18 protein-coding genes and 1 tRNA gene are annotated in these 21393 nt (G+C 45.2%); 5 read left to right on the forward strand and 14 right to left on the reverse strand.

The features are described 5' to 3' along the window. Positions 1-5 precede the first annotated feature (5 nt). Entirely contained in the window at positions 6-815 is an 810-nt protein-coding gene (locus tag PRUB_RS08290; RefSeq protein ID WP_010385329.1) for a hypothetical protein, read from the reverse strand. An 840-nt stretch (positions 816-1655) separates the two neighbouring features. Continuing rightward, on the reverse strand, positions 1656-2417 hold the full coding sequence (locus PRUB_RS08295; protein ID WP_010385330.1) for an SDR family NAD(P)-dependent oxidoreductase: 762 nt from the start codon (positions 2415-2417) through the stop codon (positions 1656-1658). Between the two features lie 713 nt (positions 2418-3130). On the opposite strand from PRUB_RS08295, the gene PRUB_RS08300 reads away from it, so the two are divergent. Continuing rightward, positions 3131-3289, forward strand: coding sequence for a hypothetical protein (locus PRUB_RS08300; protein WP_155946327.1), 159 nt, complete (start codon positions 3131-3133; stop codon positions 3287-3289). A gap of 609 nt (positions 3290-3898) precedes the next feature. On the opposite strand, the gene PRUB_RS08305 is transcribed toward PRUB_RS08300, so the two are convergent. Together PRUB_RS08305 and PRUB_RS08310 are read right to left on the reverse strand one after the other, a co-directional pair. Beyond that, positions 3899-4711: a hypothetical protein gene (locus PRUB_RS08305; protein WP_010385331.1), complete on the reverse strand. Its 813-nt coding sequence runs from the start codon at positions 4709-4711 to the stop codon at positions 3899-3901. Between the two features lie 589 nt (positions 4712-5300). Next, on the reverse strand, positions 5301-6371 hold the full coding sequence (locus PRUB_RS08310; RefSeq protein WP_242065226.1) for a hypothetical protein: 1071 nt from the start codon (positions 6369-6371) through the stop codon (positions 5301-5303). A 508-nt stretch (positions 6372-6879) separates the two neighbouring features. On the opposite strand from PRUB_RS08310, the gene PRUB_RS08315 reads away from it, so the two are divergent. The 3 genes from PRUB_RS08315 to PRUB_RS08325 all read left to right on the forward strand — a co-directional run bounded on the left by PRUB_RS08315 (position 6880) and on the right by PRUB_RS08325 (position 8826). Then, a tRNA-Pro gene (locus PRUB_RS08315) sits at positions 6880-6956 on the forward strand. Positions 6957-7137: 181 nt separating this feature from the next. Then, positions 7138-7290 (forward strand): hypothetical protein, encoded by a 153-nt coding sequence (locus PRUB_RS08320; RefSeq protein ID WP_155946328.1) that lies wholly within the window; start codon positions 7138-7140, stop codon positions 7288-7290. A gap of 684 nt (positions 7291-7974) precedes the next feature. Beyond that, positions 7975-8826 carry an alpha/beta hydrolase gene (locus tag PRUB_RS08325; RefSeq protein ID WP_010385334.1) on the forward strand — a complete coding sequence of 284 codons (852 nt, stop codon included), beginning with the start codon at positions 7975-7977 and terminating at the stop codon, positions 8824-8826. A 334-nt stretch (positions 8827-9160) separates the two neighbouring features. On the opposite strand, the gene PRUB_RS08330 is transcribed toward PRUB_RS08325, so the two are convergent. The 3 genes from PRUB_RS08330 to PRUB_RS08340 all read right to left on the reverse strand — a co-directional run bounded on the left by PRUB_RS08330 (position 9161) and on the right by PRUB_RS08340 (position 11398). Next, entirely contained in the window at positions 9161-10156 is a 996-nt protein-coding gene (locus tag PRUB_RS08330) for a hypothetical protein (RefSeq protein WP_010385336.1), read from the reverse strand. Between the two features lie 384 nt (positions 10157-10540). Further along, positions 10541-10699 carry a hypothetical protein gene (locus PRUB_RS08335; protein WP_155946329.1) on the reverse strand — a complete coding sequence of 53 codons (159 nt, stop codon included), beginning with the start codon at positions 10697-10699 and terminating at the stop codon, positions 10541-10543. 285 nt (positions 10700-10984) lie between these two features. Then, positions 10985-11398 (reverse strand): hypothetical protein, encoded by a 414-nt coding sequence (locus PRUB_RS08340; RefSeq protein WP_010385337.1) that lies wholly within the window; start codon positions 11396-11398, stop codon positions 10985-10987. 536 nt (positions 11399-11934) lie between these two features. Here PRUB_RS08340 and sbcB point away from each other — a divergent pair. Next, positions 11935-13386, forward strand: coding sequence for an exodeoxyribonuclease I (gene sbcB, locus PRUB_RS08345; protein WP_010385338.1), 1452 nt, complete (start codon positions 11935-11937; stop codon positions 13384-13386). A gap of 44 nt (positions 13387-13430) precedes the next feature. On the opposite strand, the gene PRUB_RS08350 is transcribed toward sbcB, so the two are convergent. The 7 genes from PRUB_RS08350 to PRUB_RS08380 all read right to left on the reverse strand — a co-directional run bounded on the left by PRUB_RS08350 (position 13431) and on the right by PRUB_RS08380 (position 21311). After that, complete coding sequence (locus PRUB_RS08350; RefSeq protein ID WP_010385339.1) at positions 13431-14600, reverse strand: cystathionine beta-lyase; 1170 nt, start codon at positions 14598-14600, stop codon at positions 13431-13433. Positions 14601-14627: 27 nt separating this feature from the next. After that, positions 14628-15572 carry an NAD(+) diphosphatase gene (nudC, locus tag PRUB_RS08355; protein WP_010385340.1) on the reverse strand — a complete coding sequence of 315 codons (945 nt, stop codon included), beginning with the start codon at positions 15570-15572 and terminating at the stop codon, positions 14628-14630. A gap of 115 nt (positions 15573-15687) precedes the next feature. Next, the gene (nagB, locus tag PRUB_RS08360; RefSeq protein ID WP_010385341.1) at positions 15688-16482 is read right to left on the reverse strand and encodes a glucosamine-6-phosphate deaminase; all 795 of its coding nucleotides are present in this window, start codon (positions 16480-16482) and stop codon (positions 15688-15690) included. 274 nt (positions 16483-16756) lie between these two features. Continuing rightward, entirely contained in the window at positions 16757-17878 is a 1122-nt protein-coding gene (gene nagX, locus PRUB_RS08365; protein ID WP_010385342.1) for a transmembrane glucosamine N-acetyltransferase NagX, read from the reverse strand. A gap of 65 nt (positions 17879-17943) precedes the next feature. After that, positions 17944-19062: an N-acetylglucosamine-6-phosphate deacetylase gene (nagA, locus tag PRUB_RS08370; RefSeq protein ID WP_010385344.1), complete on the reverse strand. Its 1119-nt coding sequence runs from the start codon at positions 19060-19062 to the stop codon at positions 17944-17946. A 3-nt stretch (positions 19063-19065) separates the two neighbouring features. After that, positions 19066-19977 carry an N-acetylglucosamine kinase gene (gene nagK / locus PRUB_RS08375; protein WP_010385345.1) on the reverse strand — a complete coding sequence of 304 codons (912 nt, stop codon included), beginning with the start codon at positions 19975-19977 and terminating at the stop codon, positions 19066-19068. Positions 19978-20468: 491 nt separating this feature from the next. After that, the gene (locus PRUB_RS08380) at positions 20469-21311 is read right to left on the reverse strand and encodes an isopenicillin N synthase family dioxygenase (RefSeq protein WP_010385346.1); all 843 of its coding nucleotides are present in this window, start codon (positions 21309-21311) and stop codon (positions 20469-20471) included. Positions 21312-21393: the final 82 nt, after the last annotated feature.

The following is a 21393-nucleotide window of genomic DNA, read 5'->3' on the forward strand; positions in this document are numbered from 1 at the left end:
TTTACTCAGTCGAATATGCGCCAGCCGTCTTGCTTGATAAAGAACGAGCCGATAGTTTTACGTAACGTGTCACACGTCTGAATACCATGCATTTTGCGACAATTAAAAATACACAGTTCACCTACTTCCGGGTTAATCTCCATACTTTCGAACTGCGCCAGGAATTCCATCCCCTGCGCTTCATCCTTGCCATATAACGCAATAAACTCATCCAACTCACTGCGGCTACTTGGCAAATAATCCCACATTACAAAACCTGCTTCGTTTGCGGCATTTTGTACCGTAATAAAGGCAGCCGTTTGCGGGTAGCTGGTTTTAATTGGCCAGCTATCATTTGCCCGCGCATAAGAAATAGAGTCTGCATGGGGCGCAAAGCTAAAGTTCTTTTCAGTCGAAGGCGGATACTCACGTTGCGATGCAATCAGCATTTCACGCCCGGGTTCCACTTCCAGTGTTTTTGCGCTCAAGCCCTGTTCAAAAAACTCAAAGTAAGGCGTTTGCTTAAGCGCTGCGTTAACCACATTTGCCGAGTTAAAATAAAGCTCAGACGTCGCCTGATATTCCTCATTGGTAGCCCGTTGTAACTTACCCAGTGTCATACCGCTTGTCATGATACCGGTGTGATAGCGGTGGCCATTCATTGCCAGATCGGCATGCTTTCCCCACCATAATTCAACACCTTGCTGCGACTCTACCTGTAATAAAATGACATCGTATTCACCGCCATGTACAAGATTAAACGCGTGCTCAAGTGATAAAGAGTCCGTTTTCGCAGTGCCGTCAAAATCGTAAATTCTTGCCTTAAATTCTTTCATGCTTCCCTCAACCCTAGTGACTATGTGTTTTTCCACTACTTGCTCTATCACCTGCAAGCGCTTTTTTTTATTCCAGAACTTAACCAGATGTGTGTTGCTCTGGATTGGTATTTAAGTTGCCATAAAGTATCTTAGACCGTCAAGTCTTTACGTAAATTATTTTTATGTAAAGTTACTTTGATTTAAGTTAACTCGAAGAGAAAGTTAAAATGACAGCAACAATGCACTCATTGAGTTAGCCAATACCATAGCAAACTTCAATTTTAAGCCATTGATTAGTAATAATTAATGAAATGAAAGCCAGAACTAAGGCAGCAGTATTGATGCAGTTTTCAACGTAATGTAGCCAGGGAGTTTTTTTATGATTTCTTTGGAGGGTATGTGTATCTGGATGGAATTCCGCGGTATTTATCAACTACTCAGCTGCAGCTTCTGCGACTGAGTATAGACAACAATGATAAAGGATCTGCGCAAAATAGGCGTTCAAAGCCTGTATGCTGGCCTTGTTTGATCCGTAAATGATTGGAATTCTGTCATGCAGGCAACACCTTTCAAAATGACAGAGCTGACTTTCTCAATCGGCTCGACTTCGAGTATCGACACGTATTCACGCATTGGCCTGAGCAAGCGAGCACTCTCCGCCAAAATTTATTGCGACAATGGTAACCATCATGATCTGTATTACTTTTCAAATAAAACGAGATCTCACCCGTGAGATCTCTTACATAACTGTTAAATGCTCGCTTGCATACCTGCTATTTATGAATCTTTATCAATTAAAGCACGCAATGTTCGGCTAACCCTGCTGAGCATATACCTTTTGAGGCACTCGGGTCAGGCTTAGTCAATCACCTCGGTTTCTGCTGCATTGTTATTACTCAAAACAATCTTATCGATTGAGCAAACCCGATCCTGAGACAACGCAAATTTAATACACTCGAACACGTTTCGGGCACTCAGGTATCTCAATTGCGTATGTGATCTGCGCTCATTCCATTGAACGTCATCTAACGGCGATGGATTATCAAAGTTAGGCGGATACACTGAAATTACGCGTACCCCTTGCCCTTTCATACGCTGGCGAAGCCTGTCCGCAAAAGTGGATTGAGCTGACTTAGCCGCACCAAATGCTTCGTTGGCGGTCGAGTGTATATTGTTGTTTAAGCTGGCTGTACTATTAACAAAAATGATGTCGGGTGATTTCGAGTTTTTGAGCAATGGCAGGAAATGTTTAGTCATCAGGATACTGCCTGTAGCGGTTGAATTTATCGTTTCAACTATGTCTTCGTCATCAACATCGCTAAGGTGGCCCTCGAGCCAGTAAGATGCATTGTTAATGAGAATGTCAATGTCATCTGATATTTCCCGAACGTCATGTGCAAACTTTTCGATCTCGGCAGGATTGCTAACATTCACCTGAAATGTCGATATTTTTGCACCGGGGACCACTTCCCTGACCAGCTTAGCGGTCGCGTTAACCTTCTCGAGCGTCCTGGCAGACAAAAAAAGTTCAGCGCCCATCTGCGCAAACAGTATAGACAGAGTTTGTCCAAAGTCCGGACTTGCACCCGTAATCACAACCTTTTTATTCTCAAAATTCATTCGTTCTTTCCTGGTTAAATGAAATAAAACAAGCTCACCCCAGCGCGCGGAGCAAGGCATAGTCTGTTTTCGTTATCGTTCCATAGAAGTGAGAAACACCTGATTTGTATCATAAAAGATATCCGCATAAAACCGCTCAGTATTAAACCAACACATTTAAGTAATATATTAATAAAATGAGGATTTTCCTGTGTACCCGGCGAGTTAAGTTCATCAGATACACTTTTAGTCGTCATGCAAAGACCATCTGTAAAGTACCAGTTTGGGTCTTCGAGAGTCTGTTCGGCTAAAAATTACGGGCTGCAAAGGCACGCTGACTGCACACCTTCTCAAATAGTAGGACCAGAATCATTACTCGGATCTTTGCAGTAGCGATAAAACAGCCAGCTCAGGTTAAAACACCCGCCACGTACCTCTTTAAGGTCCTCCACCAACCTGGATCAGGTGCTTAAAAACCTTGATAGAATTGCTGCGTTTATCAATGAAAAGGCCATCCAGGGTGGTATGACCTTACGCTGTATTTCTGTTGATAATGAGAAACTTTGGAATTAAGTACTCATAAATCACTTTAAAGTATCTGAATACCATGTTACTTTTTTATGGATTATTCGTAATACTTGTTTTCACAATGCGTATTTCGTACTGCAGGTATTCTGTGTATTTTACAGTGTCGTTACCCTGTGTTCCCTAATAAATAGACAGAGGCATGGACTATGACAACAAACGAAGAACTGGTTAAATTAGCCTTTAAAAGCGGATATTTACAAGGCGCGTCAAACACCAGACAAGGTATTCATATTAAGCTGGAAGAAGTACAAAATCAGTTTCTAAAAAAACTCAAGGAGGAGCACACTGTCAAAGAAAGCGCTTAATTTAATGTAGCAACAGAGGGCAAAGCCAGCCGCCTGACCCTGAGCTTCTAAAAATGTAACACTATGAACCTTTCAGTACCAAGTGTATAAAACAGCTCAATGGCACCTTTAAATGTTTAAAGCATCGAAGTATGGCAGTACTGCGTTTGGCCTTTCTCGTTATATTTCCCATTGCTAAACGACACATAATGACCTGTCTAAAGCGTTTTTCATCGCCTACGCCCAAACTGTAAATCAGTTTGGGTGGCTATTTTTTGCGCCAGATCAATAAATGCGCACTTACTACATCGGCACATTAAAAATCAGGACTGCATCGAGCAGGACCAAAGCCCCGCTCGCACCATCACAGTGACATGGCGCGTCACTCTGTATTTCAGCTACGTAACGCCGCGGCTATGTCCAATCATCTATTGGTACTCTGGATGCGTGCTGCTTGCTAACACATGGTCTGTATAAAAACGAAGGCGAGTTTGCTCTTTGCCAAAGAACATTGTGAGCTAACATGTTGTAAAGGCTCTTATTTACCAGGGTTAAAGTGGATTGTGTACCAATCTCGCCTTGCCTGTCGTTGACACTGCAAGCACCACTGAGTGCTTTTTCTAATCCAACTCAGCCGAACATACGCCAGCCATCTTCTTTAATGAAGAATGAGCCTATGGTTTTTCTCAATGCGTTACATGTTTGAATGCCGTGCATTTTTCGGCAATTAAAAACACAGAGGTCGCCCTCACTGGGATTGATTTCTATGCTACTATATTGACCTAAAAAAGCCAAAGCCCTGTCTTTGTCTTTGTCGTACAGCGCTGAAAACTCATCCACTTCACCGAGACTTGCCGGCGAATAATCCCACATCGTAAACCCAGCGCAATTCGTTGCATTTTGTACAGTAAGAAAAGCTGCCGTTTGCGGGTAACTTTCCTTGACAGGCCAGAACTTACTAGCGCGGGCATAGGAAATAGAATTCGCATGCGGCGCAGAACTGAAGTGTTTTTCAGTAGACGGTGGATATTCATGCCGAGAGGCTATAAGCATTTCCAGATCCTGCTCTACCTCCAGTGTTCTGGCATTTAACTCTCGCTCAAAAAATGTAAAGTAAGGAGTTTGCCTGAGTGCGAAGTTGACAGCTTTAGCAGAATCAAAATACAACTGCGATCTTGCCTCATATTCGTCATCTGACGCCTTTTGTAATTTGCCAAGCCTCATCCCTGTAGTGTTAATGCCGGCTTGATACGTGTTGTCTCCTATACCTTGTTCAGCGTGCTTTTCCCACCAAAAATCAACACTTTCTTGCGCTTCAACACGCAGTAATACTACGTCGAACTCGCCATCGTGAACGTCATTAAAAGCATCCTCTAAAGTTAAAATATCAACTCTTTCCGCCCCGGCTGTATCAAACATTCTTGCTATGTATTTTCTCTTCATTCCCTCAACCCCTTTTAATCAAAAAGCTATCGTGTTTACATACTGGACGTCTAGCAAGTTTCGGGTATACGTTTGCCTATACGTTCAGTAGCCCCTTTTGACGGCCCATACTTTCAGATCTCACGGGTGAGATCTGAAGGTATGCAGCAATTTCCTTGCATCCACTGCATAAACTACGTAAATAGCATTAATATAACCTGTACATAACTTTCCATACCCCCAAATTCCAACGGATCAAGATAACGCATTGTAGCGACAACATTTGGTACCTGATTGTTTAAAGCAATCGGGATCTATGCTCAAGTTATGGCGTAGTATTTATCTAAATTAAAGCTTCAAGCAAATATGCTTGATAGAGATACAAGAAGTAAAAAACCAGATTGCTACCCTAAACAAACTGTATGTTTTTCGAACAGAAATGGTTTAGTACAGTAATACTTGGGGAGCTAGTCTTTAGCAAGTTAGACATTTGTCTTATTGCAATGGTTAAGTTCTAAACGTGTTGGTTTGCAAAATGCGCTCAGCTCCCAAAAATCAGCAACGACCTCATTAAGAACGAAGGCTACTTTTAAAGCAAACTCAGATGAGTTCAATGCTGAGGCTGATCTTGATTCAAATACTGGCTTAATTGGATCAATGCGGAAGAAATACTCGCGTGATCTTCCCAGTCCAGCTCTTGCCAGTTAACACCACAATCAATTTGTGTAACATCATTTGTCAGCAAAGTCTTCAGGGCTGAAGCTGAACGAATTGGCTCGAGCTTATAAATATTAGTAACAGGTGTGCGTATTTGGTGCTTGCCTGTCATCCGGGCATAAATTGACTCAGAAACCGTTTGCTTATCCAGCGCATTAAGCGCTTTTCTACCATGTGTTTGCTTATATTCTGACTCAACAGAAGTGACTATTTTTTTTGCTTTTCGAAAAGACAATGAACAACCTTCTTCATACGCTCTGAGCACACTGGGATAGCGGGTCAGCACATTGTAATTATCATAGGCACCCATAGAGATCCCCAGGTTTGCAGCCACTTCCTTGATGGTGAGTGCTTTATGCCCTGCGGATTTACGTGCTTTGTTCAGCGCGCTAATTTCGCTCAATGCATTTTGAAACGCCTGTAATTTTCCATACTGAGGCAACTCCTCACGACTTGCATTCTCCTGGAATTGCTTGACCTTAGTAAGTAGAGGCTTTCGATCGTAGACCTTGAACTGCTCAAAAGAGTCATATCCCTTTGCATACACCAAAGCAAAAAATCGCCTGTGCCCGGTCAATATTTGAAAATCTCCATTTTCAATCGGGTAAATCGTTGGCACCTGAATCATTTCACATACAGCAATGTTGTCACCCAACTCGACTATAGTGTCTATGTTTTTTTGCGCTTTGCTCCATTCATAGGAGCCATATTTCATACAGTTTACAATGCAATTTTTGCCAATAATTACGCGATCTTCAGCTTCATACTTGTCAACTAGTTGTCGCTTGGAGAGGCGCTTTTCGATGAACAGCTTAGCGTCTTCATCTGATATTAATACGCAGGGTAGAAAACGGCCATTAGTAGGGTCTGGCCTTACTTTGCTGAGAAATACGGATTGGTACTCAAAAGATTCGCTGTGAAGCGGGTCTTGGTTGTTGACGACACTTACAAAAATTTTTTCCATCTTATTCATTGCTAATCATACCTATACAAAGCACTTTTCCGTTTAACAAAAAGTAAGTACGAACGACGTTACAAGGGTCATGGCAACGCCAGTGCGTCGTTTAATTAATTATTTTTATTATTTAACTTAGACACTGAGTAGAAAAATTTGCATGAATCTAAGAGCAAACATGAGCATACAATATTCCATATTTTAAAACATTGATGGAACGCAATCAACCAAGGCCTGATCACCGAGTTTACATTGAAAACAAACCAATAACATTTGCATCAAAGTTATAGTCGCGTTCATGAAATACTGCAAGCATGCTGTTACCTTATATTGCTGTCATTCTGCCGCACTCACATATTAATTTCTTAATAACATCAACTGTCACCTTTGCAGCGACTCAATGGATTGTTACCCGGCGCTTTTAAGGTGATGAAAGAGGTATCATGGCGAATAAACATCCAAACGGGTTTGCGGGGTGTTGCCTTTCTGATAAAAATCATTATAGTGGCAACCAAGTCGGCATATAGCGCAGCTTGGTAGCGCACTGTCATGGGGTGTCAGGGGTCGCAGGTTCAAATCCTGCTATGCCGACCATTCTTCTCCCCCTTTAATTCTTACCTATCGCTACAAGCGAATGTGATTCTTTTTTCAACCTCTTATGTGAACTATGCTCAGTAATACTCTCGCACATTACTCGCGTTATGTTTGACAATTTACTCTTTTGCTGACATTAATGACTTTGACTTATTTTGAATAAAAAGTTAAAGGAAATTAAATGAAATCACTTAAAGTCAAAAAAACAAAACTCAAAACGCTGGTCAATCAACAAAAATCTCTACCTAATGATGCGACACCACAGGTAGGAGGCGGTATCACTCCCGTTACGATCACTATTACTATCTCTATTCAGTATTGCACTGAACGATAGGTCACATAGTTTATGTCGGGTAAGCCTATATGAAGGCTGCCCTTAACTCACCCTATCAAGTACCAATTTTAAGACCTCCTGCGTAGCCATAATCCGTTGCACACTATCTAAAGCGAATTCAGACCACGATTTAGCGCAATCAGGATCGATGTTCACCGTGATCCCCACTTCCCTTTTGTAACCGACAAGCAAAGGTATTACTATCATTAAAAGAACGGTCGTGCTATAAATGTGTTCAACGTAATAACGAATAGTGTATTAGCAAAGCTAAACAAGCCCGAGATATCATTTTGAACGTCGCATGTCAGAGTAAAATAAACTTGCGCACAGCTGAATTTACCAATGAAGTATTAGTACGGGCCGTGATTTTGCCAGCTGTTGCAGAGAGAAATAGGCGAATAATGCATGGGGTTTAGGCCTGGCTTAGATCCAGGCTAAGCCACTTTTGAGTGCTATGACCTGTACCTGAGTACGCACAAACCGCATTCCATGCATCGGATAAGAGTATAAACAACATACAGGCTCGGTATCGCGCGTTATAAGCCCGGCTGATATGGGGGCTAACTCTGGCGCTGCCGAATAAAATACAGGCTGCTCACTTTCAGCTTTTTTTGAACACATTAATAACACGACCGCTCGTTTTCAATTCAACGGATGATGGTGTTGCTTGGTAGAGGAATAAATATGAGTGACAAAATTTACTTTAAATCAGACAACAGGTTTAATCTCAAAAAGCATATGCTCAATGTGATGACACGCGCGCATCACAGAGTCGCGCCAAGACATGCAGAAAAAACCGCGATTAAATTACTCCTCACACCGGTGCGGGCTAAGCCGAAAAATACGGTACCAAGTGATATGATTGAAGGTAGTATCTCATCAAGAGAAGGGTTACTTAAAACCTACCAGATGGGAAGCGGACCCGTTTGGGTATTCACTCATGGCTGGTCTGGCAGTGCCAATCAGTTCTTTCCACTAATGCAATACATCGCAGAGCAGGGTTACACCGCTTTGGCATTTGATCATCCGGCTCATGGCAGCAGTGAAGGCTCGGTAGGCCACCTGCCCGCTTTTGTGTCTGGACTGGAAGCGGTGCTGGAGAGCACAGATCAGGTAAAAGGGGTTATCGCACACAGTATGGGCTGCGCAGCCGCAATTGAATGTAAACACCCCAAACTTATCAACAAACCACTGCTGTTGATTGCACCTTTGTTAGATTATGTCAGTAACTTGTTTGGCAGTATTGAACGTTCAGGCTATTCAATGCGCTTGTTTCGCTCCGTCGTCAGTAAAGTTGAAAATGAATACAACTATCCAATGGCATCAGTCGATCCATTTGAGAAGTTGAAAAACAAAACGGCCCCCTGCATTATCGTCCATGATAAGCATGACAAATTCGCACAGTTTGCCGTATCGAAACAAGCTGCCACTAAAATGTCTAAGGTTAAACTCATAGAAACGCAGGGTCTGGGGCATGGCCGAATTTTACAGAGCCAGCAAGCACAAGAAGCGTTTGACGAACTGATAACGCAATAGATAATCAAACTTGCCCTGCCGGATGTTGTCTCTTTATGTGCGCAGGGCTAATAAGCGCGACTTAAAACAAAGCTCTGTATTGATTCAGACCTAGCAGACTCAGCACGGGTAATTTTGTAACAGCTTCACCATAATTGCATGCCTTGTCTTTTGTTTTTGCACAATGTCATCAGACAGAGACTCAAGAAAATACGCCAGTATCTTTGCAGTTCGGGAGGCCCACGACGCGTTATTTTAAAGTTTAATGCCAAGACCTGATCCCTTGCCTGTCGATATAAATCTGACAACCCCCTCGCAAACTTATTGCAAAGGGGCAGTCGATATCATCACCGTTTTATTTCCAACCCAGTAGCCACTTTATCCATGACCAAAACGGAGAAGGCGGTGAAGGATCCCATTCTTCTACTTTTTGAGGCACTCCCCAATCCTTCACAAAGCCGACTGAATGCTCAATAATAAAATTGACCGTTTCTGCTTTTACTTCTTCATGGTAAGCCGCCACTTCTTTAAAAATAGGCGCATCCGGATTACTGATTGGGTTAAATGGGCCAGTCCCTTTTATCTCCTTACCGGTGAAATTATCAACGTACCGGTAAAAGGCCGACGCATTGTATGGATTCTGGGTCATTTCCTTTAATTCAATTTGTCCAAGGCGCCATTGTAACGACTGCCAGGCAGACAAAGTAATAAAGGCCACAAACTCATTCTTACGATCTTCATGATGTTTTTTATGAACATTGCGATTCAACAAGTCATGCCACCAACTTGCACGGATCACCATATTTCTATTCGCCAGCTCCAGCGCGCAAAATGGCACGATATAGGGCAGCGCATAAAAAATCGCTTCTCCATCAACTTCGTCTGAGTCCCCTTTTTTAAGGCTTGACTGGATACTCTCGAACTTCTCAACAAACGTATCCGAGAGGTTATTTAACTTGTTAAAGCGTTGCCCACCACGAAAATCATTGGCCTGCCTAAAGACTTCCGTCACCCCGTTGTAGTGACCTTTAATGTCATTCAATTTTGTTTCAAGGATACTTCTGTGAATGGCTTCATAAACACGCTCTTTTATTTCAGCCCAGATATCCAATTTGCGTTCTGTCAGAACACCGATGATTGCCGAAAGCGCGCTACCGACATAGGGAATTGCAGAGATCCCGGCAAGGGCCAGGCCCCGCGCCATATCTTCAAACTTTTGCTCTACTTCGCCTTCTGGTGCCGCGCCCAGCAACATTACCTGACCGTCTACCTTGAGTTCAAATTCAGGCCCTTGCCCATCAAAGTCCGGCTCCGGGCCCTCTGGTTTTTCATTGTCGTCTTGCATCAACATAACACTCTCCATATATTATCGTTTGAAATACAACCTGTAACATTCCATAGTTGAGTGTATATCGTGTCCATAGGTACAGCCACCTGACGCACCGGTCCACGTTAAGTTTGTTTACACATCATCTTTTTCATCCGTTAATACAGGACAATTCCTGGACTCTGAATAAATGTAAAAGCACGAATAAACACAATAATGACTGACGTTGTTTAGAAGGTCATGATGCTCAATATACAGTTAGACTTACATAAAGGTGAGGTCGATATAGGACGCTGTACTGTAAAGTGACAGTCCAACTTGTTTGCGAATAATGGGCTAACACAAAGAATGAATAAAGGTTTACTTTGAAACCATAAAGCCCGGACTGATCCGGGCTAAGCAGCCTTATCAACAGATGTAAGCTGTCGGACAAAACACGGGAGCTGTGTGACACGCACCATAGTCTTTACTGTAAGCACTGGCACCACCTGCAATTTGATTAGTTTGCTGTGCATTGATGTTTTTGCCGGGACTAAGCGTTTTTAATTTAACCTTTTTAAGTTTCATGTTGTTTCCTGTTGTAATGCTTTAATTGTTTAATCGACTGATGATGAAGTCACAATTATCTGACTGTGCTCATCAGTTAAACAATGTGTTCAAATTAGCAACAAATATCAAGCTCTTTTACCCGCTTTATCTGTGTATTATTTTAGGTAACTGTTTTTTAAGTTGTTTGTTATATTGAACTTTTTTCACACAAACAAAAATGACAGCGTTAGACTTTTGAACTATGGGCGCTATTTAAGCACCATCAAACAACGAAATCGTCGTCCGGCATTCACGTTCAAAACCTTATTCAAAAAGCGCCTTAAAGTAGTCCCACAGCCCCAAAGATTCGCCTGCAAAAATATCGATCCCAAGCCAAGATTTAAGCAGATAAAGCGCAACAAAAACGAGACCGATTAAAACCAGTCCAACAATCAACAAACTCGCCAGGAAAACAATGGCCGCAGTAAAGCGTTCGGTGTTAGTCAGGCTGCGTCGGTTGACGCCACCCAGGAAAACAATATAAAAACTCCAGGGTAAAAACGGTAAAGCCAGTGTCGGCCTGAAATCAATGGCATGACCCCGCCAGTCCCGGGTATTAATGACCTTTTGCAGTGCTTTACGCTGTTTGTAGCTAAAGCTTGCCGCCACTTCGGGATCCATCTTGTTAAGCAGCTGCTTAACATGGGTATGCTGTTGATCAGAACGGTTACGCGTCATTAAGCCTCCAGAGCCACCGGTTCACAAGGAGCTGAAACGGTCACTGATTCAAAGTAAGCAATAAGAACACATGACCTCAACAGCCCTGTCATATGCTTTGCCATAGCTTCCTTAAGTTTAGACACACCAAGGTTAACGTTCAAAACCTGCTGCTTAGATAGGTTATTGCGTTTGTAACTCCCCCATTTACTGGCTCTGCTTTTTCCTACTCTTATCTAGGCGTTGAACAAAGATGTTGCAGTTTATGGGGGAGCTACAGCAGGCATGAAACTTTGGATATCTCAGCATTCAAACCCGCACCCGGCCTCTTCCGTTTACTCCCATCCCATCACTATGAGACAATGACGCAACGACTTAGATTTCCAGACTTTTGAGTTTGTATTGGGCCCTGGCGGAATGAGCAGTTGTATACACACGGATTGAGTGCGGTATACACAGTGATATACACACTTGGGTTTAAAAACTGCAAACTCTGAATAGCAGCCTGCTGAGCTTAATAAGAATAACAGGTTGATTAAGATAGGATTTATAGCCTGATGGCGACACAAGAATTGACTGATAATATCCCGACAATTTACTGGCACGATTATGAAACCTGGGGTGCCAGCCCGCAAAAAGACCGGCCGAGTCAGTTTGCCGGGATCCGCACTGACCTGGACTTGAATATCATTGGTGAGCCACTGATTGAATACTGTCGCCCGGCGGCGGATTATTTGCCTCAGCCGGAGGCGTGTCTGGTGACCGGGATCACGCCGCAACATGCGCTTAAGCATGGTTTACCGGAAAGTGAGTTTATGGCAAAAATTCACGCCGAATTCAGTAAGCCCAATACCTGTGTCGCTGGGTACAACAGCATTCGGTTTGATGATGAGGTGACCCGTTACAGCCTGTATCGTAACTTTTATGACCCTTATGAGCGCGAGTGGCAAAATGGAAACAGCCGCTGGGATATCATAGATTTGGTGCGCGCTTGTTATGCACTGCGCCCTGAAGGCATTGTGTGGCCAAAAAAAGACGATGGCACGCCAAGCTTTCGTCTGGAAGATCTCACCAAAGCCAATGGCATTGAACACGCTGATGCGCACGATGCACTGAGTGATGTCACCGCAACCATCGCGTTGGCAAAATTGATCAAAGAAAAACAGCCAAAGCTGTATCAGTTTTTCTTCTCACTGCGTGGCAAAAAAGCACTGGCCGATCTGATTGATGTGTTTAATATGCAGCCGCTGGTACATACGTCTTCACGCATTCCGGCCACTCAGGGTTGCACCAGCTGGATTGCCCCCATGAGCTTTCATCCGGTCAATAAAAATGCCGTCGTGTGTTTTAACCTGACCAACGATCCGCAGGTTCTGCTGGACCTGTCGGTAGAAGAATTGCGGGCGCGCTTATATACCAAGCACAGTGACTTAGGCGAAGATGAGCTGCCGGTTGGTCTGAAGCTGGTTCACCTGAACAAATGTCCGATATTAGCTCCGGCTAAAACGCTGTTGCCGGAAAACGCAGCACGCCTGGGCATTGACCGCGAACAGTGCCTGGAAAATCTAAAAGTGCTGAAATCAAACCCTGAACTACGCAACAAGGTGGCTGAAGTGTTTAACGATCAGGGTGACTTTAGCGACACCACCAACCCCGACTATCAGCTGTACAACGGCTTTATCAGTAAAGCAGACAAAGCCAAGCTGGCCATTGTGCGCAGTGCACCGCCTCATGAATTAGGGTCGCTGGCGCTGGAATTTGAAGATCCTAAGTTCCACACCCTGCTGTTCCGTTATCGCGCCAGAAACTGGCCGGAGAGTCTCTCTGAAAACGAATTAGACCAGTGGCGAAAATACTGTCAGAACAAACTGATGCACGGCGAAGATAATCCGTCTATTAATGCTCAGGACTTTATGATCACGCTGGAAAACCTGGTGTACGAACATGAAGGGAATGAAAAAAATTTGGCAGTACTCAAAGCGCTCTACCACTACGCTCAGAGCCTCTAAGCTAGCCTGTTAAAAAGGCGGTGATTTATCACCGCCCTCTTCCGTTACAAGCTTTCCTGATAAACCTTAAGCGCTTGCTCCAGATCAGCAATCAGGTCTTCCACATCTTCCAGACCGATATGTAGACGGATCACCGGGCCATGCTGCCAGCCAGTGGTGCTGCGCAGCGGCGCCATGCTAGCGTTAGCCGTAACCAGGCTCTCAAAGCCGCCCCAGGAAAAGCCCATTTTAAAGTGATGCAGACTATCCAGGAAACGGTTAATGGCTTTACGATGTCCCTGTTTCATGACAACAGAGAACAACCCATTACTGCCGCTAAAGTCGCGTTTAAAAAACTCATGTCCGGGACAACTTTTTAAGGCAGGGTGACGCACGTGATCAACCAGCGGGTGGCCCGCCAGCCAGTTGGCAACCTGCAATGCGGACTTCTCATGCTGCTGTAAACGCACCGGCATAGTACGCAAGCCGCGTAATGCCAGATATGCATCGTCTGCCGAGGTACACTGCCCCAGCAAATAGGAATTTTCGCGTAGTGTTGGCCACAGGGTTTCGTTGGCAACAGCCACGCCCATCATGACATCAGAATGACCAACAATATACTTGGTGGCAGCCTGAATACTGATATCGACCCCATGCTCAAGCGGGCGATAATGCCAGCCATTACCATAGGTGTTATCCAGCATAGTAATGAGGCCCTTTGCCTTGGCCACTTTAACCAGGCTGGGCACGTCTTGCACTTCCATCGTGATAGAGCCCGGAGATTCCAGGAACAGGACTTTGGTGTTGTCCTGGATCAGAGACTCGATATCTGCGCCAATCAATGGATCATAATACGTTGTTGTGATGCCAAGCCCGGAAAGGATCTTGTCACAAAAATCGCGTGTGGGCTCATACGCAGTGTCCACCATTAACAGATGGTCACCGGTTTTCAAAAATGACAACAAAGCTTGTGAAATTGCCGCAGCGCCTGACGGATACAGCGCACAACCCGCGCCATTTTCCAGCTCCATAATGGCGTCTTGCAGTGCAAAATGGGTATTGGTACCTCGACGCCCGTAAAATAAGGTTCGTTTGCCGCGCTCCGAAATGGCTTCCTGCATATCAGCAACGGAATCAAAAACGACGGTTGACGCCCTTTGTACAACCGGGTTAACAACGCCTTTGGTGTACTGGGATTTGCGGCCTACAGCCACCAGTTTGGTATTCTTCTTCATAAAGTGCTCAATTTTGGACTAGGTGCATCATTGCTGACGCCAGTATTCAATCAGATATCGGGAGATAGAGTCTTTTCGGGTAAGTTTGTATCCCGGCGCATCGTCTCCCCACTCGGCAAAACCGTCGAGATCTTCCCGGGAAAACCAGTGTGCCTGCTCCAGTTCATCCTGTTCAACAAAGATTTCGGTGCTTTTTGCTGTTGCAATAAAGCCTAGCATAATAGACGACGGAAATGGCCAGGGCTGCGAAGCCAGGTAGCGTACCTCATCAACATCAACCCCCGCTTCCTCTTTCACTTCACGGATCACGGCTCGCTCAAGCGTTTCACCCGGGTCAACAAACCCAGCCAGGGTTGAATACACGCCTTCTGGCCACTGCGCCTGACGACCAAGCAAACAACGCTCAACCCCATCGGGGAAGGTATGCGAGACCAGCATAATCACGGCAGGATCGGTACGCGGAAACGTCATATGGCGACATTCAGGATCGTTACACAAGCGTGCATGTCCGGCTTCAACAGAACGATTTGGACTGCCACAGCGGCCACAAAAGCGGTGCGTTTTATGCCAGTAACATAACCCTCGCGCCAACACGCCCACAGAGGCCAGCTCAACATCCAGCTTTGGACCTATGGTCCGCATGTCTTCGAAATGGAAATCCTGATTATCGGCATGTTCTTCAAAACTGACATCAATGCAGCCCTGAAGCAACTCTTGCTCAACCTCACTCACATCGAGCGCAAAATAACTATGGGTATCGTCAATACCTAAAAAAACCGCTTCTGCACGGTCGAGTGTGGCAATCTGCGACTGAGATAACAGCGCCAATTCACGCCTGTCACTCACAATCAGATTCTTATTATTCCACACCAATAACCAGCGACTTTTCTCACCATATTGGCCCAACAACCAGTTGGGGTCTTTACGTTCAGCCGAGGCCCGATCCAGGTTCATTTGCGTGTAGTGCAGCACGACGTTCATCCTTTTCTTGTTCTTTGACGACACGCTAACATAGCTGGGCCGAATGCCAATAGCTTTGCGGCAAAAAAAAAGCCCTTACGGGCTTGAACTACAGTGTGAAATCACACTACAGAGAGGCAAGATATTCCTGAAGCTTTTGGTTTTCAGCTTCAATGTGCTTGTAGAATTCGATGTCTTTTAGTTTGCTGGCTGCGCCTTCATCTAACACAATCACGGCATGACGGTGCATTTGCAGTGCCGATGCAGGACACGCTGCAGTTAACGGCCCTTCTATCATGGCGTGCACAGCATCCGCTTTGTTTTCGCCAGTCGCAAGCAACACAACTTTACGTGCATCCAGGATAGTCCCGATCCCCATAGTGATCGATAAATGAGGCTGGTATTCGTCGGCCGCAAAGAAACGAGCGTTATCGTCGATGGTTGCCTTGGTCAGGGTTTTTACCCGAGTACGTGACGTCAGACCTGAAGAAGGTTCATTGAAACCGATATGACCATTACGGCCTATTCCCAAGAGCTGCACGTCAATACCGCCCGCTGCGCTGATCTGTGCTTCATACTCTTTACACGCTTCAATTGGGTTTTTAGCATCACCCGGCGGAACATGCGTATTATCTTTGTTAATGTCTACGTGATTGAACAGCTGTTCATTCATAAAATAGCGGTAGCTTTGCGGGTGCTCGCCATCCAATCCAAGGTATTCATCCAGATTAAACGTTTTTGCTTTGCTGAAGCTCACCGAGCCCGCTTCGTTACGACGGATAAGTTCCTGATACAAAGCAACGGGCGTTGACCCTGTGGCAAGTCCCAGTACAGAGCCTGCGTTACGTGCTAACTGTTGAGTGAAAATATCGGCACCATATGCCGCAACTTCTGCTGCGTTTTTTAGAATTACTATTTGCATAATGTAAGGCTCAAGGTTGTGAACAAACAGGAAAAATGGGATCTGAACCTTGCTTTGCGTGCAATCAAAACAAGGTCAGATCAAAACCTAACTGGGATACACTGTTTAGGTTATTACCATTATGACAACGCTGTCATTATTAGAGAAAAAAGCGCGCTTGTAAAGTAAAAGTGATAAAAAAATGTACTTTTTTTATAGCCAAATAAAAATGGCCCTTACAACGGGCCATTTTGAGTTTGCTAACTAAATATCGGAGTTAGTATGTTTTGCGTTATTACACACTAACAATGATCTTACGCTTGTACATCCAGTGTAATACCAGAAGCTGAACCGCCAGCAGAGCACATACACTGATCAATGCCTGCCAGTGCGCAGGGACAGCATTGATGATACCGCCAAATACACTGCGGCTAATAAAGGCCCAGTCGACCAGACTCGACGCCAGATAAATAATGATAGAGTTGGCACCGATAATCACGAATGGATAAGCCAGTTTTTGGCCATTGAGTATGTCTACCAGCGTAAAGAAAACGGCAAGAAAAATCGCGCTCCAGCCCACCGTAACCAGCACAAAAGAACTCGTCCATAGCTCTTTGTTAACAGGAAATTGTAAATCCCACAGCCAGCCTAACGCCAGGCTAACAATACCTGCGGCAAACAAACGCCCTGCTACCTGCCACTGCCCGAGTTTATCTGACTGAGCTATCAGCTGGCCTGCAAACACACCCGCTATCGCATTAACAATGGCAGGAAAGCTGGACAAAATCCCTTCCGGATCAACCGGACGGTTTTGATAGGTAATCCCGGGTAGCAATGCCTGATCAACCCAGGCATTCCAGCTGCCTGCCGGTGTGAGTTCACCGGCACTACCACCAGGTACCGGAATAAAGCAAAGTAGCAACCAGTAGGCCAGCAAAATGCCCACACCGGTCAACGCGGTGGTCTTCAGACTGCAATGCCATACCAGCATGGCACAGAAAAACCAGGCAATCGCGATCCGTCCGAGCACACTGGCATAACGGATCTCACCGAAATCGGCAGGTATACCGGTTCCCCAGCCATGATTATATAGCACCCCAAACAGACACAGTAAGCCAAGTCGCTTAATCGCTTTTATGTAAATGGGTTTGCGCTCAGCCATTGGCAGGTGGTCAATGCGCTTGGGTCTGAGCCCCATTGCCACACCTGACAAAAAGATAAACAAAGGAAAGATCAGGTCGTAAAAGGTAAAACCATGCCAGGCACTGTGGAGCGTTTGAGCTTCAAATATCTTCCACCCCTGCCAGCCGGTTAACACAAACAATGCGGCAAATATGGACTGACCACCGAGGATCCAGAACATATCCATACCGCGCAGAGCATCAAGTGATGCCAGTCTTTTCTTATTATTTGACATAGTTACTACCTACACAAACAAAAAATCCCCGCTAAACTGCAGCGGGGTTTTTTACCCAGGGAAAATTATACGCGTTGCCCGTTAATAAAAGTCTGCAACACATGAAGATCATCATCGAGCACAACAAAGTCGGCATCGGCGTCATCAATAAGGCGCCCTTTCGTTGCCAAACCTAAATACTGTGCCGGGTACAAAGAAGCCATACGCAGCGCTTCTGACAAGGTAACGTCTAGCGTATTAACACTATTGCGCACCGCACTGGCCATGTCCAAGACACTGCCTGCTAATTCGCCTGTGGTCGAATTTAATCTGTCACCCGTGCGGATCACCTTACGACCATCAAAAAAGTCGAACTCCTGATCATCCGTACCCACTGGAGGCATGGCATCCGTTACCAGCATGATCTTACCGCGTTGTTTGCTACGGATCGCCAGCTTTGCCGATGCAGGATGCACATGATGTCCATCCACGATCAGGCCACACCAGGCGTTGTCTTCCCACAATGCCGCACCTACGACACCAGGTTCACGTGAGGTATATGCCGACATGGCATTAAACAAATGAGTGAAGCCATCAGCCCCGGCTTCCAGTGCTGCCATTGTGGTTTCAAAGTCAGCATTTGAATGACCGATCGATACTTTCACGCCCAGCTCAACCAGACGTTTGATGTCACTCAGAGGCACGGTTTCGGGTGCCAAAGTGACCATTTTGATCCCTAAGTCTTGACGGGCATAAATGGCAAATTCACGCTCAGAGATAGGACGAATAAACTGCTCGCTGTGTGTTCCCTTCTTTGGATGCGACAGATGTGGACCTTCAAAGTGTACGCCGGCAACACCCGGTTCTTTACGGGCAATGGCCTCAGCAATCGCATCTGCTGCTTGCTCCATCACGGCAATCTGATCGGTGATCAACGTTGGCATTAAAGCGGTTGAACCAAACTGAGCATGTGCTGTGACTATGGTCGTCAAACACGACAACGTCGGGTCAGCATTTAGAAAGCCACCACCACCGCCATTGACCTGAACGTCGATAAAACCTGGTGCGGTAATGCCTTCAAGTCGCGTCACGTCACTCCCCGGCGGATGCGACTCAATTCGAAGTTTGCCATTGTCGACAACAAACTCAACATCATTTTTAAATTGTGTGCCGTCAAACAAACGGCTGGCCAAAAATCTGTTCATACTTTATACCAAGTGCTCCGATTGACGTTGAATGCTTTGCATGGCGAAGTAAATAGCGCCCATTTCAGGCGGCTGCTTTGGCAGCTCTACTTGATTTGCCACTTCCGGGTCTAGCCACTGACTAAGCGGCTCAGATAAACCACCAATCATTGATAATCTGGGCGGGTTGTTCTCCAGGAGTTTGCGTGCAAGGCGACTGACATAATCAGCGCCGGTTTTAACAATCTCCAGTGCCAGCGAGTCTCCGCTTTTCGCTGCATCCAATACATAGCGCGCCAGTTTGGCGTAACTGCTGGATGGCTGCCCTGCCATTTGCTCAGCAATGCCCATCGCGGTATTGGTATTAAAATGCTGTAAGAAAACCTGTGACAACGCAGTGTTTGGTCCTAACCCGTCTAAGTCCAGCAATACGGCCTTAACCGCTTCCAGTCCCATCCAGGAACCACTACCAATGTCTCCCTGAGCAAAGCCATGTCCGCCATAATTGGCGCTTTTACCATCCACCAGCACAAAGCCACAAGAACCAGTGCCAGTGATAATCACAGCACCATCTTCACCTTCATGGGCACCAATACACGCGGTATGTAAGTCGGTGGTCAGAAACATCTGTTTAAACGGGTGATCCCAGCGCATAATTTTGTCATATAAGCTAGGTAAGTTAACGCCTGCAAGGCCTAAACCCGCATTGAGTTCATGTACCTGCTCTACTCTTAGTCCTGCGTCCTGTAGCGCCAGTTGAGTAGAAACCATGATTGACTCTAAGGTTCTTTCAAATCCGTGCAGCGGGTTCGCAGGACCGCCAAGACCAGTGCCTAGTACGCCATGTATTGCAGAGTATATGGTGGCACGACATTTCGTTCCTCCACCATCGATACCTATATATAACTGGTCATGTTCAACCTGTTTAGCCATCATGTAGCGACCCCTAAAAGTTGTGATTGGTGCCTCCTCATTCAAAGGCAACCGGTATTCAGTCATGTTGATTTGATGTTACACAACAAATGACAGCGTTGTCATTAAGTTTTTTATTATTTTTTCGCAGTGTGAAAAATTTTAATATTGCATACTTTTGCTTAATTGTCAGAAAAATTTTTGCAAGGAACTGAATATTGTCCTTTTTCTACGACAAAATCCGGCATATTCAGGAACAGGACACCAGCTTGATTTAATACCTGTTCAATGAATGGAGCCGTCAATTCCAACACGGTGAAATCATGACAAGCACCATGAGAAATTTTAACACAGTTGGCGAAACACCGGCTCTCTGTTTCTGAGTACCGGTTAATGCAGATTAGTACATAAGTATATTTCGAAACGCAAAACGGCGCTTTCGCGCCGTTTGATATGCCTGTCAGGCTCTGCTCATACTTGTCGGTGATACACTCACTCAGATAAGCTGATTAGGGTTATTTTACACCCAGCTCCTGAAGGCGCTCTTGCAGATAGCTATCTGCTGTATAACGCTCAGACAAAACCACGTCCGGACGCGGGTGCAGGAACAGTGGCAACGAGATGCGCGACTTATCACTGGCTTTACCTGTTGGGTTGATCACACGGTGAATAGTAGACGGGAAGTAACCGCCAGACGCTTCTTGCAACATGTCACCAATGTTAATGATCAGGTTGCCAAAATCGCACGGCACGTCCAGCCAGCTGCCATCTTGTCTTTGTACTTGCAGGCCAGGCTCATTTGCCGCTGGCAATACCGTCAGCAGGTTGATATCACCATGCGCTGCTGCACGGATAGCACCTGGTTCTTCGTCACCTGTCATCGGCGGATAGTGTAAAACACGCAGTAGCGTTTGCTCAGACTCTTTGATCATGTCTTTTAGATCAATCGAGAACTTAGCACGCACATCCTCAGGCGCTTCGGCCTGAACCCAGCTTAGTAGCTGCGCCGCAAACTCATTTGCCAGACGGTAGTACTCACGAATTTCTGCATCCAACTGTGCTGGTACACGGCCTTTTGGATACACGTGGAAGTACTCTTTAATATCTTTAATTGTGAAGCCCTTTGCAACTTCAGATACATCAGGCGGAAAGTAACCGTCTTGTGTTTCTTTATTGAATAAAAACGCATGCTTTTCTTCTGAGTTAAAGAATTCTTGCCAGTTTTTATAGATAGACTCAACCAGTTCCTGAGGAATTGGGTGGTTCTTTAGTACACCAAAGCCTGTAGAGCGCAGAGATTCAACAAATTGTTTCGCCGCGTCAGGCGCTTGATAGTCAACTGTAGGTAGCTGTTGCATAATGGTTCCACCGATATATTAACGTGACTTAAATTCAAAAAATTAACTGCAACTCGAACATTGAAAATTAACTTTTTGAATT

Source organism: Pseudoalteromonas rubra (assembly GCF_000238295.3).
GTDB classification, from domain to species: domain Bacteria; phylum Pseudomonadota; class Gammaproteobacteria; order Enterobacterales; family Alteromonadaceae; genus Pseudoalteromonas; species Pseudoalteromonas rubra.

Bases quoted from the DNA above. Each gene is read 5' to 3' on its own strand.
- PRUB_RS08290 (WP_010385329.1), bottom strand. From the start codon at position 815: ATGAAAGAATTTAAGGCAAGAATTTACGATTTTGACGGCACTGCGAAA.
- nagB (WP_010385341.1), bottom strand. From the start codon at position 16,482: ATGCAAATAGTAATTCTAAAAAACGCAGCAGAAGTTGCGGCATATGGT.
- PRUB_RS08300 (WP_155946327.1), top strand. From the start codon at position 3,131: ATGACAACAAACGAAGAACTGGTTAAATTAGCCTTTAAAAGCGGATAT.
- nagX (WP_010385342.1), bottom strand. From the start codon at position 17,878: ATGTCAAATAATAAGAAAAGACTGGCATCACTTGATGCTCTGCGCGGT.
- PRUB_RS08350 (WP_010385339.1), bottom strand. From the start codon at position 14,600: ATGAAGAAGAATACCAAACTGGTGGCTGTAGGCCGCAAATCCCAGTAC.
- PRUB_RS08320 (WP_155946328.1), top strand. From the start codon at position 7,138: ATGAAATCACTTAAAGTCAAAAAAACAAAACTCAAAACGCTGGTCAAT.
- sbcB (WP_010385338.1), top strand. From the start codon at position 11,935: ATGGCGACACAAGAATTGACTGATAATATCCCGACAATTTACTGGCAC.
- PRUB_RS08330 (WP_010385336.1), bottom strand. From the start codon at position 10,156: ATGTTGATGCAAGACGACAATGAAAAACCAGAGGGCCCGGAGCCGGAC.
- PRUB_RS08325 (WP_010385334.1), top strand. From the start codon at position 7,975: ATGAGTGACAAAATTTACTTTAAATCAGACAACAGGTTTAATCTCAAA.
- PRUB_RS08380 (WP_010385346.1), bottom strand. From the start codon at position 21,311: ATGCAACAGCTACCTACAGTTGACTATCAAGCGCCTGACGCGGCGAAA.
- PRUB_RS08295 (WP_010385330.1), bottom strand. From the start codon at position 2,417: ATGAATTTTGAGAATAAAAAGGTTGTGATTACGGGTGCAAGTCCGGAC.
- nagK (WP_010385345.1), bottom strand. From the start codon at position 19,977: ATGATGGCTAAACAGGTTGAACATGACCAGTTATATATAGGTATCGAT.
- PRUB_RS08340 (WP_010385337.1), bottom strand. From the start codon at position 11,398: ATGACGCGTAACCGTTCTGATCAACAGCATACCCATGTTAAGCAGCTG.
- PRUB_RS08335 (WP_155946329.1), bottom strand. From the start codon at position 10,699: ATGAAACTTAAAAAGGTTAAATTAAAAACGCTTAGTCCCGGCAAAAAC.
- PRUB_RS08310 (WP_242065226.1), bottom strand. From the start codon at position 6,371: ATGGAAAAAATTTTTGTAAGTGTCGTCAACAACCAAGACCCGCTTCAC.
- PRUB_RS08305 (WP_010385331.1), bottom strand. From the start codon at position 4,711: ATGAAGAGAAAATACATAGCAAGAATGTTTGATACAGCCGGGGCGGAA.
- nagA (WP_010385344.1), bottom strand. From the start codon at position 19,062: ATGAACAGATTTTTGGCCAGCCGTTTGTTTGACGGCACACAATTTAAA.